This is a genomic window from Plantactinospora sp. GCM10030261 (assembly GCF_042666615.1).
Lineage (GTDB): Bacteria > Actinomycetota > Actinomycetes > Mycobacteriales > Micromonosporaceae > KBS50.
This window is the reverse complement of the sequence record NZ_JBHTDD010000013.1, coordinates 153,274-168,989: the sequence shown is the minus strand read 5'-3', so window position 1 is coordinate 168,989 and position 15,716 is coordinate 153,274. Positions and strand designations below refer to the sequence as shown.

Annotated in this window: 12 protein-coding genes; 8 read left to right on the top strand and 4 right to left on the bottom strand. The window is 71.8% G+C overall.

Annotation, left to right across the window (positions count from 1 at the left end; translation table 11 throughout):
• The first annotated feature begins 19 nt into the window (after positions 1-19).
• Positions 20-385 carry a YciI family protein gene (locus ACFQUZ_RS17530; protein ID WP_377443367.1) on the top strand — a complete coding sequence of 122 codons (366 nt, stop codon included), beginning with the start codon at positions 20-22 and terminating at the stop codon, positions 383-385.
• A 592-nt stretch (positions 386-977) separates the two neighbouring features.
• Here ACFQUZ_RS17530 and ACFQUZ_RS17525 read toward each other — a convergent pair.
• Positions 978-1,373, bottom strand: a complete 396-nt coding sequence (locus ACFQUZ_RS17525; RefSeq protein WP_377443365.1) for a winged helix-turn-helix transcriptional regulator — start codon at positions 1,371-1,373, stop codon at positions 978-980.
• A 207-nt stretch (positions 1,374-1,580) separates the two neighbouring features.
• Between ACFQUZ_RS17525 and ACFQUZ_RS17520 the strand changes: the two genes are divergently transcribed.
• The gene (locus tag ACFQUZ_RS17520) at positions 1,581-2,420 is read left to right on the top strand and encodes an NAD(P)H-binding protein (protein WP_377443363.1); all 840 of its coding nucleotides are present in this window, start codon (positions 1,581-1,583) and stop codon (positions 2,418-2,420) included.
• A gap of 39 nt (positions 2,421-2,459) precedes the next feature.
• Positions 2,460-2,942 carry a hypothetical protein gene (locus tag ACFQUZ_RS17515; RefSeq protein ID WP_377443361.1) on the top strand — a complete coding sequence of 161 codons (483 nt, stop codon included), beginning with the start codon at positions 2,460-2,462 and terminating at the stop codon, positions 2,940-2,942.
• A gap of 122 nt (positions 2,943-3,064) precedes the next feature.
• Here the strand turns inward: ACFQUZ_RS17515 and ACFQUZ_RS17510 are convergent, their stop codons facing one another.
• Positions 3,065-7,549: an AAA domain-containing protein gene (locus ACFQUZ_RS17510; RefSeq protein WP_377443359.1), complete on the bottom strand. Its 4,485-nt coding sequence runs from the start codon at positions 7,547-7,549 to the stop codon at positions 3,065-3,067.
• Between the two features lie 259 nt (positions 7,550-7,808).
• On the opposite strand from ACFQUZ_RS17510, the gene ACFQUZ_RS17505 reads away from it, so the two are divergent.
• From ACFQUZ_RS17505 to ACFQUZ_RS17490, 4 genes are all read left to right on the top strand, one after another.
• Positions 7,809-8,774 (top strand): RNA polymerase subunit sigma-70, encoded by a 966-nt coding sequence (locus ACFQUZ_RS17505; protein WP_377443437.1) that lies wholly within the window; start codon positions 7,809-7,811, stop codon positions 8,772-8,774.
• Positions 8,775-8,890: 116 nt separating this feature from the next.
• On the top strand, positions 8,891-9,772 hold the full coding sequence (locus ACFQUZ_RS17500; protein ID WP_377443357.1) for a YybH family protein: 882 nt from the start codon (positions 8,891-8,893) through the stop codon (positions 9,770-9,772).
• Positions 9,773-9,831: 59 nt separating this feature from the next.
• The gene (locus ACFQUZ_RS17495) at positions 9,832-10,299 is read left to right on the top strand and encodes a GNAT family N-acetyltransferase (RefSeq protein WP_377443355.1); all 468 of its coding nucleotides are present in this window, start codon (positions 9,832-9,834) and stop codon (positions 10,297-10,299) included.
• A gap of 58 nt (positions 10,300-10,357) precedes the next feature.
• Entirely contained in the window at positions 10,358-11,260 is a 903-nt protein-coding gene (locus tag ACFQUZ_RS17490; protein ID WP_377443353.1) for a DUF5996 family protein, read from the top strand.
• 124 nt (positions 11,261-11,384) lie between these two features.
• On the opposite strand, the gene ACFQUZ_RS17485 is transcribed toward ACFQUZ_RS17490, so the two are convergent.
• Positions 11,385-12,290 carry an alpha/beta fold hydrolase gene (locus ACFQUZ_RS17485; RefSeq protein ID WP_377443351.1) on the bottom strand — a complete coding sequence of 302 codons (906 nt, stop codon included), beginning with the start codon at positions 12,288-12,290 and terminating at the stop codon, positions 11,385-11,387.
• Positions 12,291-12,718: 428 nt separating this feature from the next.
• Between ACFQUZ_RS17485 and ACFQUZ_RS17480 the strand changes: the two genes are divergently transcribed.
• On the top strand, positions 12,719-14,776 hold the full coding sequence (locus tag ACFQUZ_RS17480) for a cellulase family glycosylhydrolase (protein WP_377443435.1): 2,058 nt from the start codon (positions 12,719-12,721) through the stop codon (positions 14,774-14,776).
• A 67-nt stretch (positions 14,777-14,843) separates the two neighbouring features.
• Here the strand turns inward: ACFQUZ_RS17480 and ACFQUZ_RS17475 are convergent, their stop codons facing one another.
• Complete coding sequence (locus tag ACFQUZ_RS17475; RefSeq protein ID WP_377443349.1) at positions 14,844-15,227, bottom strand: hypothetical protein; 384 nt, start codon at positions 15,225-15,227, stop codon at positions 14,844-14,846.
• Positions 15,228-15,716: the final 489 nt, after the last annotated feature.

The following is a 15,716-nucleotide window of genomic DNA, read 5'->3' as shown; positions in this document are numbered from 1 at the left end:
CAAGGAAGGAAGACCACCGATGCGCTACATGCTCATGCACAAGCTCGACGAGGCGATCCCGAACGCTTACGACCCGACCCCGGAGTTCGTCGAACGGATGGGCGGCTTCGTCCAGGAGGCGATGAACGCAGGGGTGCTGCTGGCGGCCGAGGGGTTGAGACCCACCTCGGAGGGCGCCTCCCGGATCACCGTCTCCGGTGGCAGGAAGACCGTCACCGATGGGCCGTTCATCGAAACCAAGGAGCTGATCGCCGGGTTCGCCATGATCCAGGTGCGGTCGCACGACGAGGCCGTGGAGTGGGCTCGTCGGTTTGCCGACCTGTTCGTCGGCTACATCGACGACATGGAAATCGACGTGCGCCGGCTCGCCGAACAGCCGGCCTGAGTCGCCACCGGCGCCGTGCCCCGGATGCACCAGGAAGGGCCGGTGAGGTGTGCACGATCGCAGTCCGGCCCCGGCCGGGCAACTCTCTGCCCGGCCGGGTTCCCCGTGGGACGGATCAGGGCTCGATGGGCCCGGCGGCCTCGTCGGCGCGCAGCCTGTGAACGGTGATGACATCGGCGATGTTGAGGCCCAGCCGGACCCGTCGATGTTCTGGCCCAGGTCGATCTCGTCGTTGCCGGCGACGGCGTTTGTCGGCTGCATTGCCATTCCACAACGGATGGTCAGGCAGCGAAGAATGGTTTATGAGCGTCTCCAGAAACGTCTTGATCTGCAAGGAATCGCGCGACGATCAGCACCGTGTCGCGGGCGTGATGACCCCCGCGACACGGCGATGACGTGCGGAAAGATCCCCCGTTGACTCTCCGCTGATGGCGGCCCGCCCCCGTCGGGCCGCCGAGCCAACAATTGATGTCGGCCTACCTATGGTTGGCGTGAACTGTGCGGTGAGTCAAGAAGCTTCAGGCGGTGGTAACTGTCGGGAGTCGGCCACAGTCAGTGAGGTCGACCGCCGTCGGCGGCTGCCGGGAAGTGGTCAGCGGACAGCTCCGGCGTCGTGGGCGTGGCGCGCCCGTTCGACCTTCGGCAGGTTGGTCGCGGCCCACTCGGCAAGCGTGGCGAACAGGGGTGCCAGGCTGCGGCCCAGTTCGCTGATCTCGTACTCCACCCGAGGTGGAACCTCGGGGTGGTAGGTGCGGGTGATCAAGCCGTCCCGTTCCAGCTGGCGTAGCCGCTGGGTCAGCACCTTCGGCGTGACGTTTGTGATTCGCCGCTCAAGCTCGACGAACCGCTGCCGGCCGTACTCGTGGAGGCTCCACAGGATCGGTGTCGTCCAGCGACTGAACACGATGTCCACAACGGGGGCGATCGGGCATGCCAACTCGGGATCGGTGGATCGGGTCGCCGCCGACCAGCTGACTTCCGCGCTCATCCGATCCCCTTCGGATAGTCACTTTCCCCTAGGTACCTACTATCTCCACGATGCTAGCTTCCCTCGCGTCGCGTGCACCGACCGGTGCGAGGCTCCTGGCCGACCCGTGCCAGGGTCTTGGCCGACCGTGCCAGGGTCTTGGCCGGCCGGTGTCCCGCGATCCAGGCCACCTATCCGGTGGCAACCGACGCGACCAGGGGAGTCGTTGTGATCGTTGTTGTGGGAGCCACCGGAAATGTCGGTGGGCCGCTGGTGGGGGCGCTCGCGGCGGCGGGTGCCCGGGTTACGGCCGTGTCGAGGGGAACCCCGGAGGTGCCGGTTCCGGACGGGGTTCAGCACCTTAGGGCGGACCTCGTCGAGCCGGCGAGCCTGCGGCCGGTGCTCGACGGCGCCGACGCCATGTACCTGATCGTCTCCGGAGCCGGTGCGCACCTCAGCCCGCCGGACATCATGGCCGTCGCGAGGGACGCCGGGGTCGGACGGATCGTCCTGCAGTCCTCCCAGGCGGCCGGAACGCGGCCGGATTCGCCGTCGCACGCGCCGCTTCGGACGCTGGAGGACGCCGTCCGCCAGTCCGGTCTGCGGTGGACCATTCTGCGGCCGGGCGGCTTCCACTCCAACGCGTACGCCTGGGTGGAGTCGATCCGAACCAGCCGCACGGCCGCCGCGCCGTTCGGCGATGTCGGGCTTCCCATGATCGACCCGGTCGACATCGCCGAGGTCGCCGCCGCCGTCCTGACCACGGACGGCCACGCTGGTCAGGTGTACGAGCTGACCGGTCCAGCACTCGTCTCGCCCCGGCAGCGGGCGGCGGCGATCGGTGATGCGCTCGGCGAGCCGGTGCGGTTCGTCGAGCAGACCCGGAACGAGGCGCGCGCGGACCTGCTGCGTTTCATGCCGGAGCCGGTGGCCGACGGCACGCTCGCGATCCTCGGCATGCCCAGCGAGGCCGAGCGGCGGGTCAGCCCCGACGTCGAGAAGGTGCTCGGCCGACCGCCACACGCGTTCGCCGACTGGGCGGTGCGCAACGTCGCAGCATTCCGTTAGATGATCCTCACCGGTGGCCGACGACGAGTAGGGGCGTCCATGGGATACACGCTGGAGGCGGTGATCGGCCGGGCCGACACGTTGCGGTCGGCCGTGCGCGGCCAGCCCACGGCGGTGCTGGTGCCGTTGGCGCTGGACGTGATGATGGTGCCGATGACCGATCGGCTATTCGACTCGGTGGGGGACGGCAGCCAGGACTCACCGCTGGGCTTCGGGGGCGTTCCCGGAGGATTCGACCGGGTGCTGGCAGCCTGGTCGGTGGCGGGACCGGTCGGGTACGTCGAGGCCGACTTCTTCGGTGGCATCGGCACCCAACGGGCGGCAATGTGGAACGGCGGCGAGTTGGTGGTGGGGCCCCTGTCGGTCGACGTGAACGAGCGGTTTCCGGCCGCCGGCAGCCCCATCTCCCAGATCCTCCGACGGCTCGGAGTGGTACGGGGAAGTCACCGGGACGAGTTCGACGCGGTGGGCCTCGGCCGCCATCGGGACACATCGGACTGGTTGCCGATGGCCGGCAACTGATCGACTCGATATCGGCGAAACAGGGGTGTCGAGGACGCCTCAACCCCCCCAACTTCGCCGACATCGAGTCGATCTAGGGTCCGGGGTCCGGGGCCGGCGATCCTGGCCCGGACTGCGTGGCGTCAGCGGGCTTCCGGACGGCGGGCGTCGGCGATGGCGGTCCGCAGGGCGGCGACAATCCGCGACCCGCGCTTGCGGAAGCCCAACTCACCGATCGCCTCAGTGAGGATCTCGTCTTCGGTGCGCAGCCGGCCGTCGCTCTCGATCCAGCGCACCAGGTCGGCCAACTCCCACCGGTGGTACTCGGTTATCGGCGAGCCCGGTGACAGCCGCGGCCGGGGCAGGGCCCGTTCCGGCTCCGGCGACGTCCGTTCCAGGTTCGGCGCCAGGTCCGGCAGCGGCAGCGTCCGTTCCAGGTCCGGCAGCGTCCGGTCCCGGTCCGGCAGCGTCCGGTCCCGGTCCGGCACCGACCGGTCCGGCTGTTCCGGCAGCGCCCGCGCCGGCTCGGGCAGCGCCGGCTGCTCCCGAACCGGCCGCGCCAAGGCCGGCCCCGCATCGCCGCCCGCGTCCGGCGAGGAGACAAAGACGTCCTCCTGGTCGGGACAGGTCGGGCGGGGCGTGGCGGTCCGGACCGCGTACCCGTGGTCCGCGTCGGCGATCGCGGCCTCGTACGCGGCCCGCACCCGGGCCACCTCGGCTTCGGCGTCCCGGAACCACGCGGTGGACCAGATCCGGTGGAACCGCCAGCCGAGCCGTTCCAGGTGCTCCTGGCGGAGCCGGTCACGGTCGCGGGCCGTCGGCGAGGAGTGGTACGACGCGCCGTCCGCCTCGATGGCGAGGACCATCTCACCGGGCCGGTGCGGGTGCGGCACGGCGAAGTCGATCCGGTAACCACTCGCGCCGTACTGCGGGACGACGGCGATTCCGGCCCCGGCGAGCCGGTCCCGGACGTCGGCCTCGAACGGGTTGAGCGGCGGCGCGGAGGACGGGTCGAGCCGCTCGCCGCGCAGTTCGGCGTACTCCAGGTAGGCGCGCAGCAGCTTCGCCCCGAACGCGCCCAGCCGACCCGGATCCAGGTCCCGGGCCGCGAACGAGCTGACCACTGTGGCCCGCCGCCGGGCCCGGGTGACCGCCACGTTGAGCCGGCGATGGCCACCGGCGTTGTTGATCGGTCCGAACCGGTAGAGCATCCGACCGTCCGGGGTCCTGCCGTAGCCGACGGACAGGATGATGGCGTCCCGCTCGTCACCCTGCACCCGCTCGATGCTCTTGACGAAGAACGGCTCGCCGGCCCGGTCGCGGAAGTACGGGTCGAGGTCCGGCCGGTCGGCCAAGGCATGCCGCAACGCCACGTCGACCCGCTCGGCGTGGGTGAGGCCCATGGTGATGACCCCGAGGGACTCGTCGGGGCGGTGCGTCGCGTGGTCGAGGACCAGCCGCACCACCCGGTCCACCTCGGCCGTCACCGACTCGGTGCCACCGCCACCGACACCGCCACCGGCACCGGCACCGGTGATCCGGCCGGTGCCGGACGCGTCGGCGCCGCCGCCCGCCGCGGGCGGGGTCAGGATGTGGTCGATGCAGTCGCCGGTCGCCGCCCCGGGGAAGGTGACCAGCTCGTTGCCGTTCGGCGCGTAGATGTGCCGGTTCGAGAACGCGATGAGCCGTTCGTCGCGGCTGCGGTAGTGCCACGCCAGGTGCTTGTTCTGGGTCAGCGGCAGGGCGGCCGCGAACGCCTGGAGCAGTGACTCCACGTCGTCGGTGAGCGCGCCCTCGTCGTCGTCCGTCGGGTCGTGGTCGCTGGCGAAGAACCGGGTGGGCGGGAGCTGATGCTCGTCCCCGGCCACCACGACCTGCCGTCCCCGCATGATCGAGGTGATGCCGTCCACCGGTTCCACCTGGCTGGCCTCGTCGAACACGACGACGTCGAACAGCCGCTGCGCCGGCAGCACCTGGCTCACCAACAACGGGCTCATCGCCCAGCAGGGCTTGACCGCGAGGAGCACCTCGGGCGCGTCGCGGAACAGTTCCCGTACCGGCCGGTGCCGGGCCTTCTTCGCGGCCTCCCGGCGTACCAGCTGCTGCTGGTCCGGATATCTGTCCAGAGTGGCCACCAGGTGGGCGGCGGCGGCCCGGCGGATCCGCGCGGGCGTCGCCGCGATGTGCGCCCGATCGGCCCGGCGGAACCCGGCGGCCGCGGTGGTCAGCACGTCCGGGTCGGCGGCCGCGTACCGGGCGTCGGTGAGCGCGATGTGATCGAGGATCGAGTGCAGCCAGGCGTACCGGACAAGGCGCTCTGCCTCGGCGTCGCCGGCGCGCCGCTGCGCCAGCTCGCCCAGCAGCGGCGTCAGGTGCCAGCCCACAAGCGTCGCCCGCAGCTCGTTGCGCCGGGCCACCCGACGCAACCCCCGCTGGTCGGCGGCGAGCGCCTCGACCTCGGTGGACAGCCGGTCCGGCGGGCCGTCGAGGTCGGGCAGCGCCGCGCGTACCGGTGCCAGCGTCCGCTCCAGGTCGGCGAGCGCGGCGGTGGCCGCCGGCAGGGTCGCCGCCGCCCGCGGTGGGCCGCCGTCCGCGGTCGCCCGCCGCCACCGGTCCCGTTGTTCCGCCGCCAGTCGCAGCGCCGCGTTCAGCTCCTCCCGGGTGGGCCGGTCGGTGCCGCGCCACAGCGCGCGGATCTCCTTGGTCGCCGCGCGGCGCTGCCACCAACCCAGCGACACGGTCGCCGAGCGGCGCGCCGGACGGTCCGCGGTGGCCGCGAGCCAGCGGTCCAGATCGCCGTCGAACACCGCCGGCGCGAACCGGCGCAGCGTCCCGGCAACGGCGTCGAGCAGGTCCATCCGGTCGCGCCACTCCCGCCGGTCGGCGGGCGGGCGCAGACCGACCTCCGCGAGTACGTCGTCCAGCGCACGTCGCGCCCGCGGCAGCACCTCGTACGCCGCCCGCCCGGCCGCCGTCAGCGCCTCCGGCACGTCCGACGGGTGGGCGATGGTGGCGGCCCGCCACGGCGTGTCCGGCAGGCTGCCGTCGAAGTCACCCAGCCGGGCCAGTTCACCAGCCGCTCCGACCACGTCCTCGACGGTGTCCGGGTCGAGGCCGTGCAACGTCGGCGCCTGCCAGCGGAAACCTGTCCCGGCCGGGCCGAGGGCCAGCAGGCTCTCCTGGATCTGGGACGCGGACAGTCCCCACGGCTGATGCCGGCGGTGCAGGGCGTCGTGGTGGCCGACCAGTTCCCCGCGCCGGTCGGTGAGCTGCCGGCCGAGGTCGGCGACATCGGGCTGCCGTTCCTGGGCGATGCGCTGCAACCGGCCCCCGAGGGCCTGGGCCAGTTCCCGCCGGCTCGTGCCGCCGCCGTGCAGGTTCATCACCAGGTCGTCCAGGCCGACCGAGGCGAGACGGTGCAGCACCGCCTCGATCGCCGCCCGTTTCTCGGCCACGAACAGGGTGGTGCGTCCCCGGGCGGCAAGCGCGGCGATGATGTTGGCGATGGTCTGGCTCTTGCCGGTGCCCGGCGGGCCCTTGACCACCAGATGTTGGCCGGCCACCACCGCGTTGACGACATAGTTCTGGGAGGAGTCGGCGTCCAGCACGAGGAACTCGTCCTCCGGCGGGACCGAGTCGGGGGCGTCCACCGGCACCGGTACGGGTGCGGCGAGCGCGGTGGCGGCGGCGACGTCGCCGGCCAGCGCGGCCACCACGTCGCTGCCGGCGAGCAGGTCGGCGTTGCGCTCGATGTCCTGCACCATGGGCAGCTTCTCGTAGACGAAGGTGCCGATGACGCGCGCCCGGCTGGTGCGGAACCCGTCGATCCGGCCGGTGGCCGCGGCCTGTAGCCGGTCCAGCAGGGGCCCCGGGTCGATGTCGCCTTCCGGCAACTCGGACAGCAACTCGTCCTCGGTCAGCCCCACCCGGTAGTCGCGGGCCAGCTTCACCAGCAACACCGGGTTGACGATCGGGGTGGGATCGACCCGCAGCCTGAAATCGGTCTCGGTGGCGGTGAGCGCCTCGATCCGCAGCGGATACAGCAGCACCGGCGCGTCGGGGTTGCCGGTGCTCTCCGGCTCGGGCCAGCTGGCGAACCCGGAGACCAGGTAGCCCGCGTCCAGACCGCGTTCCTCGGCCAGCTCCCGCATCCGGGCCCGAATGGTGCGTAGCCGCCGCCGCGCGTCCGCCTGCCGCTTCCCGCCGTCGGTGCCGTTCTCGTCGGTTCCGTTGCCACCGTGGTCGGGCTCGTCGCCGTGGATCGTGGCGCCGGGTGCTGGCTCGAACGCCGGCCGGTCCGGCGTCGGCCGCTCGATCGCTGTCGGGTGCCTCGGTCGATCGAGTGCCGACTGGCCCGGTACCGGCCGTGCGCGTGCCGGCTGGGCCGACGTCGTCGGTCGATCGGGTCCCGTGCGACGGGTCGGGAAAAGCTGGCCCAGCGTCTGCGACCGCCCGGCGAGCAGCCGGCCGACCGCCGCCTGGTCGGCCCCCGCCAGGTCCAGCGTGCCGGCTCGCAGGTGCCGGAAGAACAGCAGACGGTTGCTGCCGGAGGTGTCGACGAGCGACCGGGCCCAGCGTTCCGCCGCGTCGGCCACGCGTCGGCCGCGCTCCCCGTCCAGCATGGTCATCGGCTCCTCCGGCCCGGGACGAAACGGACCCGGATCCGCCACGATAACGAATTCCGATGGTCGGCGGGACGGACGTGCGGCACCACCGGGCCGGGCCGGTCCGCTCGCCCCCACCGACCACGGTTCTCGCCGGGTGCGCTCAACCGTCGGCACGACGACCCGTCGGGTCTCCGGTCGGCGCTGACGTAGCCTCGGTCGGGTGAGCGGTGATGGAGTGGCGACCGGAGAGCGTTCGGCGGACGTGCCCCCGGACGACCTGCTGGCGGCGGCCCGGGCCGGGGACGGAGCGGCGTTCGGCCGGCTGGTGGGTCCGCTCCAGGACGAGCTGCGGGCGCACTGCTACCGGATGCTCGGCTCGGTGCACGACGCGGAGGACGCCGTGCAGGACACCCTCGACCGGGCCTGGCGGGCGCTGGACCGGGTGGACGGCGAGGCCGCCCTCCGGCCCTGGCTCTACCGGATCGCCACCAACCGGGCGTTGACCCTCATCGAACGGCGCGGCCGACGGGAACTGCCCGCCGACCTGAGTCCCGGTGCGCCGCTTGTCGAGCGGGCGTGGCTGGAGCCGTACCCACAGCGGACGCTGGCCTGGACCGCGGAGCTGAGCCCGGAGGCGCGGGCCGTGGCGCGGGAGAGCGTGGAGTTGGCGTTCGTGGCCGCGGTGCAGCACCTGCCCGGCCGGCAGCGCGCCGCGCTGCTGCTCTGCGACGTCCTCGGCTATCCGGCGCGGGAGGCCGCCGAGATGCTGGAGACGACGGTGGCGGCGGTGAACAGCGGCGTGCAGCGGGCCCGCCGGACCCTGGCCGGGCTGCGGCCCGCGACCAGCCAGCGACGGGCGTTGGCCGAACTGGGCGAGACCGGGCAGCGGAGACTGGTACGCCGGTACGTGGCGGCGTGGGAGGCCGGCGACGTGGACGCCATCGTCGCGACGCTGACCCACGACGCGCGGTACTCGATGCCTCCGCTGACGCAGTGGTACGCGGGCCATGACGCGATCCGGGGCTTCCTCGTCGACGGGCCGCTGCGACAGCGGTGGCGGATGGTGCCGGTCCTCGCGAACGGGCAGCTCGCGGTCGGCACGTACCGGTGGGACACCGCCCGCGGGGTCTTCGTCCCGGGCGGGCTCGACCTGCTCCTGCTGTGCGGCGCCGAGATCGCCGAGGTGGTCTCGTTCCTCGACGCGCCCTTCCCGACACACGGACTGCCGGCGACCCTGGCGCCATGACCGGCCGTCCACCCGCAGCCGGGCAGAGCCGACCGGGTGGGCGTCGCGACGCTGAGCGATGACTTTCCGGCCCGGCCGGGGTTGTAGTGCCGACGGCACTCACCGAAGGGTTGACCATGAGCGACGACGAGAAACAGATCCGGGCGCTTGTCGAGCGTTGGACCGAGGCGGTGCACCGCGGCGACCTCGACACCGTCCTGGCCGACCACGCGCGGGACATCGTGATGTACGACGTACCGCCGCCGTACCAGGGGGTGCGGGGCATCGACGCGTACCGGGAGACCTGGCCGCCGTTCTTCCGCTGGCAGGCGTCCGGCGGGTCGTTCGAGATCGAGACGTTGGAGATAACCGCCGGGGTGGACGTCGCGTTCGCGAACGCGTTGCTGCGCTGCGGCACGCCGGCCGATTTCGCCGCCAACCCCGCCAACCGGTTGCGCCTGACGCTGGGGTTGCGCAAGGAGAACGGCCGCTGGGTGGTGGCCCACGAACACCACTCGTTCCCGCTGGTCGACGAGGATCCGGCCGGGGATTCCGGCACGGCTGACGGTCCCGGCGTGGCCGGCGATTCCGGCGCGGCCGAACGGGAGGTGCTCGGGGTGCACGAGCGGTGGTCCGCCGCCGCGGCGGCGAAGGACCTGGACGGGCTGATGTCCGTGATCGCCGACGATGTCGTCTCCTACGAGCACGAGGCTCCGCTAGAGTACGTCGGGGCCGAGACGGTCCGTGAGGTGTGTGCGCGCAACCTCGACGCCGGCGGCGCGGCCGTCACCTTCGACACGCCCGACCTGCGGGTCCTCGTCCAGGGGGACCTGGCGGTGAGCTGGGGTCTCAACCACGTCCGGGTCGTGCCGGCCGGGGGCGAGCCGGTCGACAACTGGTCCCGCGGCACCCGGGTGTTCCAGCGGCGCGACGGCCGGTGGTGGTTGATCCACCAACACGTCTCCGTCCCGCTCGATCGCAGCACCGGCGCGGCCCGCACCGACCTGCGACCCCGGTAACCGGCTGGCGGATGCCACCCGGCTCCGGCATCGTGTCCCGGGCTGGGGAAGGGACTGCGATGACGGACATGGTGGAGACGGTGACGGTCCGGCGGGCGGCTGCCGGCGACGTACCGGCGCTGGCGGACCTGCGGCGGGCCTGGACGGAGGAGACGGTCGGTCCGGTCGCGGACCCGGAGTTCGCCGACCGCTTCGCGGCCTGGTACGCGGCCGAGGCGCCGACCCGGTTGTTCTGGCTCGCGGAGATCGATGCCCGGCCGGTCGGCATGGTGAACCTGGTGGCGTTCACCCGGATGCCGCGGCCGGGTCGGGAGTCGAGCCGGTGGGGTTACCTGGGCAACGCGTTCGTGCTGGAAGAGCACCGCAACGCGGGGGTCGGGGCGAAACTGGTGACGGCGCTGCTGGCGTACACGGACGCCGAGGGCTTCGCTCGGGTGGTGCTCAGCCCGAGCGAAGCCTCCCGGCCCTTCTACGGTCGGGTCGGGTTCGGACCGGCCGACATGCTGCTGGCCCGGGTGCCGGGCTAACCAGCGCGGGCGGTGGCAGGATCGGATGTGACGGAATCCATCCGTCGGAGGAGGCCAGATGACACACCTGTTCCCGCCGATCCCGCTGTCCGAGTGGGCCGATTCGAAGGAGACGCTGCACCGGTTCACACAGATCGTGGGCAAGGTGCGGCTGGCCGTGGCGCCGCCGCGTAACCACTGGTGGCACGTGCCGTTCCACCTGACCGGTCGGGGCATCACCACCCGGCCGATGGGCTGGGACCCGGGATTCGCCATCGACTTCGACTTCGTCGACCACCGGCTCGTGGTAAACACGCTCGCCGGTGACACGGTGTCGTTCGGGTTGCCAGGGCTGTCCGTCGCCGCCTTCCACGAGAAGCTGTTCGCCGCGCTCGGGCAGTTCGGGATCGAGGCGCGCATCCTGGCGAAGCCGTTCGACCTGACCGACGAGGTGCCGTTCGCCGAGGACACCGCACACCGGTCGTACGACCCGTTCTGGGTGAACCGGTACTGGCAGGTGCTCAGCCAGGTGGCGCTGCTGCTGGAGGAGTACGCGGGCCGATGCAACGCCAAGGCGAGCCCGGTGCACCACTTCTGGCACACGTTCGACATCGCGGTCACCCGGTTCTCCGGTCGGGAGACGCCGCAGCCGGACACCGTCGACCCGGTGACCCGGGAGGCGTACTCGCACGAGGTGATCAGTGCCGGGTTCTGGTTCGGCGACGACAACATCGCCGAACCCGCGTTCTACTCGTACACCGCACCCGAGCCGGACGGGCTGACCGAGGAGCCGCTGCGGCCGGCGGCGGCGCGCTGGGTGCCGAGCCGGGGCGCGCACCTCGCGTTGCTGCGCTACGACGACGCCCGCGCCGCCGCCGACCCGCGCGGCACGGTGCTCGACTTCCTGGAGAGCGCGTACCAGGCCGGGGCCCGCCGGGCCGGCTGGCAGACCGACAAGCTCCGGACGCCGTACGCGCCCTGACGGCTAGGAGCCGTTGATTGCCTGCGTGGCACAGCCGCATCGGACGTTGCCAGCTCGGCTCCGTGAACTGCGGCCAGTCGACAGGGGAATGGTTGGGGGGAGCCATCCCCCAACCATTCCACATTCAGCTAAGCCGGGGCAGCGCGTCGAGGAAGGCGTCGACGGCCGCCCGGAACGGCGCCGGCAGCTCCACCCACGGGAAGTGCCCGCACTTGTCGATCACCACTGTGTCGGCGGCCGGGAAGAGCGTGGCCAGGGCCCGCACCGGGGCAACTCCCACGCTGCAGTCCGCCGCTCCCGCGATGACCAGGACGGGAGCGGTGACCGCGGCGAGGTGGGCCGCGAGGTCCGACGGCGGGTCGACGCTGAAGTACGCCCGGGCGGCCGCGAAGCTGTACCGGAACGCGGACGCGTGCGCCTGCTCGGCGTCGCCCCAGGACGCGTAGGCGAGCGGGGACGTCCGTTGCTGCCAGGCGTTGAACCCGGCGTCGTCCAGCACCTCGGGTCCGGCGTCCCGGGCGGCGACGGCATCATCGAACGCCGGCTCGCCACGCCTGCGGTCGATCATCGGCTGGGTGTCGGCGGGCTCGTCGACCAGGTAGGCGGCGGGCGGAGTGACAAGCACCAGGCCGCCGACGCGATCCGGGAACCGGGCCGCGTAGGCGATCGCCAGCCGGGTGCCGGCCGAGTGACCGAGCAGCAGGACCCGGTCCAGCCCGAGGTGGGTGCGCAGCCGTTCGATGTCCTCGGCCTGCCGCCAGTACGAGGCCACCTCGGCATCCGTCGGGAGTGGAGTGCTTCCCACGCCGCGCAGGTGCGGCACGATCAGGTGATGACTGCCGCCAAGCCCGGCCAGGTCGCCGAGGTAGTCGGGGTGCAGCGCGGCGCCGCCGGCGAGGACGATGATCGGCGTACCCAGGTGGTGGTGCCCGTCGTCGTTGCCCGCGCCGGGCAGGCGGTCGTCGCCCGCCGTGGCGGGCCGGTCTTCGTAGTGCAGCGTGGCCCCGTCTGAGCCGGAGTAGGTGGGCATGGCTGGATCCCTTCGTCGCTTCGGATTCGGCGCAGGGTGGCCACTGCCGATGCCACGTCCGGTGTGGACGGTTGGGGCACGTGGGTGATGTGTCCGACGACGCGGTGGGTGATGCCGTCGGGACGCCTCGGGGCGTCCCGGTCAGCGGGACCGTACGTGCGTGCCGGAGGGGAGCGCCCACCCTGCTGTTGCGGTAATGGGTCTCACCTCCTCGGGTCGGTCACGTGCCGCTGACGCTATCAAAGATCGATCCGCTCGGTGGTCCACCGCCTCGCGTCGATGCTTCCCCTCCGGCCATGACGCGTCGTAGTCTGTCGATGGAAGCGCTCCCATAGCGACGCCGAGTACGTCGGCCGTCGCGTACCCCACGCCACCATTTGCAGAGGAGCACCTCGATGCGTGTGTTGTCGAGAATGCGGGTCGCCGGCATGGCGGCCTGCGCCGTCCTCGGGATGACCGCCGTCGCCCCGGTCGCGGCCGCCGACGCCGCCGGCCCCGACTCCGCGGCCCGAACACCTCCGGCCAGCGCACCCGCCGGGTCAGCCCGCACGGCCGCGCCGGCCGATGGTCCGGCGTCGGCCGGGTCGTCGGTCACCGGATCGACCGCCGTCGCCGCCGCCCCGAACGACGACTGGCTGCACACCGACGGCAACAAGATCGTCGACGCGGCCGGCAACCAGGTCTGGCTCACCGGCGTCAACTGGTTCGGCTTCAACGCCAGCGAACGGGTGTTCCACGGGCTGTGGTCGGCCAACATCAGGACCATCACCCGGCAGATGGCCGAGCGTGGCATCAACACCGTCCGGGTGCCGATCTCCACCCAGCTTCTGCTGGAGTGGAAGGCCGGCCAGGCGGTGACGCCGAACGTCAACACGTACGTCAATCCGGAACTCGCCGGCCTGAACAACCTGCAGGTCTTCGACCACTGGCTCGGCCTGTGCGCGGAGTACGGACTGAAGGTGATGCTCGACGTGCACAGCGCCGAGGCGGACAACTCCGGGCACGTCTATCCGGTGTGGTGGAAGGGCACCATCACGTCCGAGCAGTTCTACCAGGGTTGGGAATGGGTGACCAACCGGTACCGCACCAACGACACCATCGTCGCGATGGACATCAAGAACGAACCGCACGGCACGCCGGACAGCGCGCCCCGGGCCAAGTGGGACGGCAGCACAGACCAGGACAACTTCAAGTACGCCTGCCAGACCGCCGGCCGTCGGATCCTGGCCATCAACCCCAACCTGCTCATCCTCTGCGAGGGCATCGAGGTCTATCCCCGCCCGGGGGAGACGTGGCAGTCGCCGAACACGGACCCGGACCGCAGCCCCAACTACTTCTACAACTGGTGGGGCGGCAACCTGCGCGGCGTCCGCGACCATCCGGTCGACCTGGGCGCGAACCAGGACCAGCTTGTCTACTCACCGCACGACTACGGTCCGCTGGTCTTCGAGCAGCCCTGGTTCCAGAAGGACTTCGACAAGGACACCCTCGCCAACGACGTGTGGCGGCCCAACTGGCTCTACCTCCACGAGGAGAACACCGCGCCGCTGCTGGTCGGCGAGTGGGGTGGCCGCCTCGGCCAGGACGCCCGGCAGGACAAGTGGCTGGAGGCGCTGCGCGACCTCATGAACGACTACAAGATCCACCACACGTTCTGGTGCCTGAACCCCAACTCGGGTGACACCGGTGGCCTGCTGCTCGACGACTGGCAAACCTGGGACGAGGCGAAGTACACCCGGATCCTCAAGCCGGTGCTCTGGCAGCACAACGGCAAGTTCGTCAGCCTCGACCACCAGGTGCGTCTGGGTGGGGCCAACTCCACCACCGGCATCAACCTCACCGAGCGGTACGCCGGCGGTGGCGAGAACGACACGACCACCCCGACCGCACCGGGCCGTCCCGTGGCCAGCGACCTCACCGCCACCGCCGTCACCCTCAGCTGGGCTGCTGCCAGCGACAACGTCGGCGTCACCTCGTACGACGTGCTCCGGGCGACCGGCAGCGGCCCGGCGGCGGTGGTGGGCACCGTCTCCGGCACCACCTTCCGGGCTGGTTCACTCACCCCGAGCACGACGTACACGTTCACGGTCCGGGCCCGGGACGCCGCCGGCAACGTCTCGGTGGCCTCGCCGGGGCTGACCGTCACCACACCGACCGGCGGCGGCGGGGAGGATCAGGGCTGTACGGCGACGTACACCCTGGTCAGTTCCTGGCCGGGAGGCTTCCAGGGCCAGATCGAGGTGAAGAACACCGGACCCAACGCGGTCGCCGGTTGGCGACTCACCTGGACCAATCCGACCGGCACGGCCATCGGGTCGCTGTGGAACGGCACCCTGACCACCTCCGGCGGGCGTAACACCGTGACGAACGTGCCGCACAACGGCGCGCTGGCGCCGGGCGCCACCACCACCGTTGGCTTTACCGGCACCGGCACCGGCACCGGAGCCGGCACCGCCCCGACCGACCTGAGCTGCGCCGCCTCCTGACCGGGACGCGGCCGTCCGACGCCAGCCAGCCTGGCGTCGGACGGCCCGGTGGACGGCCCTCCGGTAGTCAGCCCTCCGGCGCCGGAGTCGGGGCCGCGTCGACCGCCGGGCAGTCGGTCAGCCAGCACCGTTGCCGGTCGCGGTGCGACCACACCTGCTCGTACGTCGCCGCCACCACGATGATCTGGATGGGATGGGGCGTGGGCAGCCGCCCGATGCCGACATAGCCGTTCCAGGCGTGGTCGCGACTGCGCACCGCGTGCTCCAGCCTCGGGAAGAAGCCATGCAGGCCGTGCGACCTGTCCCGCCACTCCATCCGGAGCGAGTAGCCGGGCGCCTGCGGCTCCGGGTGCCGGCGGGCCGCGATCTCCTCGATGATCCGGTCGCGCACGGCGAGCGCCTCCGGACGGGACAGCCGGCTGCGCATCCGTTGCCAGTAGAACCTCAGCACGGCACGCCCTCCCCGGTTCGATCTCCCTCCATTGTCCGGACCGGTCTGACATTCCGCTGACCGGTCGAACGCTCACCGTGACCGGAAAGCTCGGCTCGATCCGGTCGTCCCACCGAAGACCGAGACGTCATCGGCGACCGCCACGGCCGGCTAGGCTGCCCGGCGACGCATCCTGGTACGACGGGATCGACGTCGACGCGCTCCGAGCCGTCGACGACCGCGGCAACCAGTATCCGACGCGCAACGCCGGGGGCCGGTCGGACGAGTTCCGGACCGAGGCGACGCTGAGGTGTGCCGTACCGCTGCATCCTGGCGCCGTAGCGCTTCGCCTACACCTACCCGAGCTGGTGTGGACCGTCGGTGCCGGGCCGCGCCAGGAGCCGATCCGGATTACTGGCCCGTTCGACGTCGTCTTTCCGCTCCGATGATTCTGCTCCACTTGTGGAACCTGCCGGCGCGCCCGCTCCGTGTCTCCTGACGAGAGGGAGG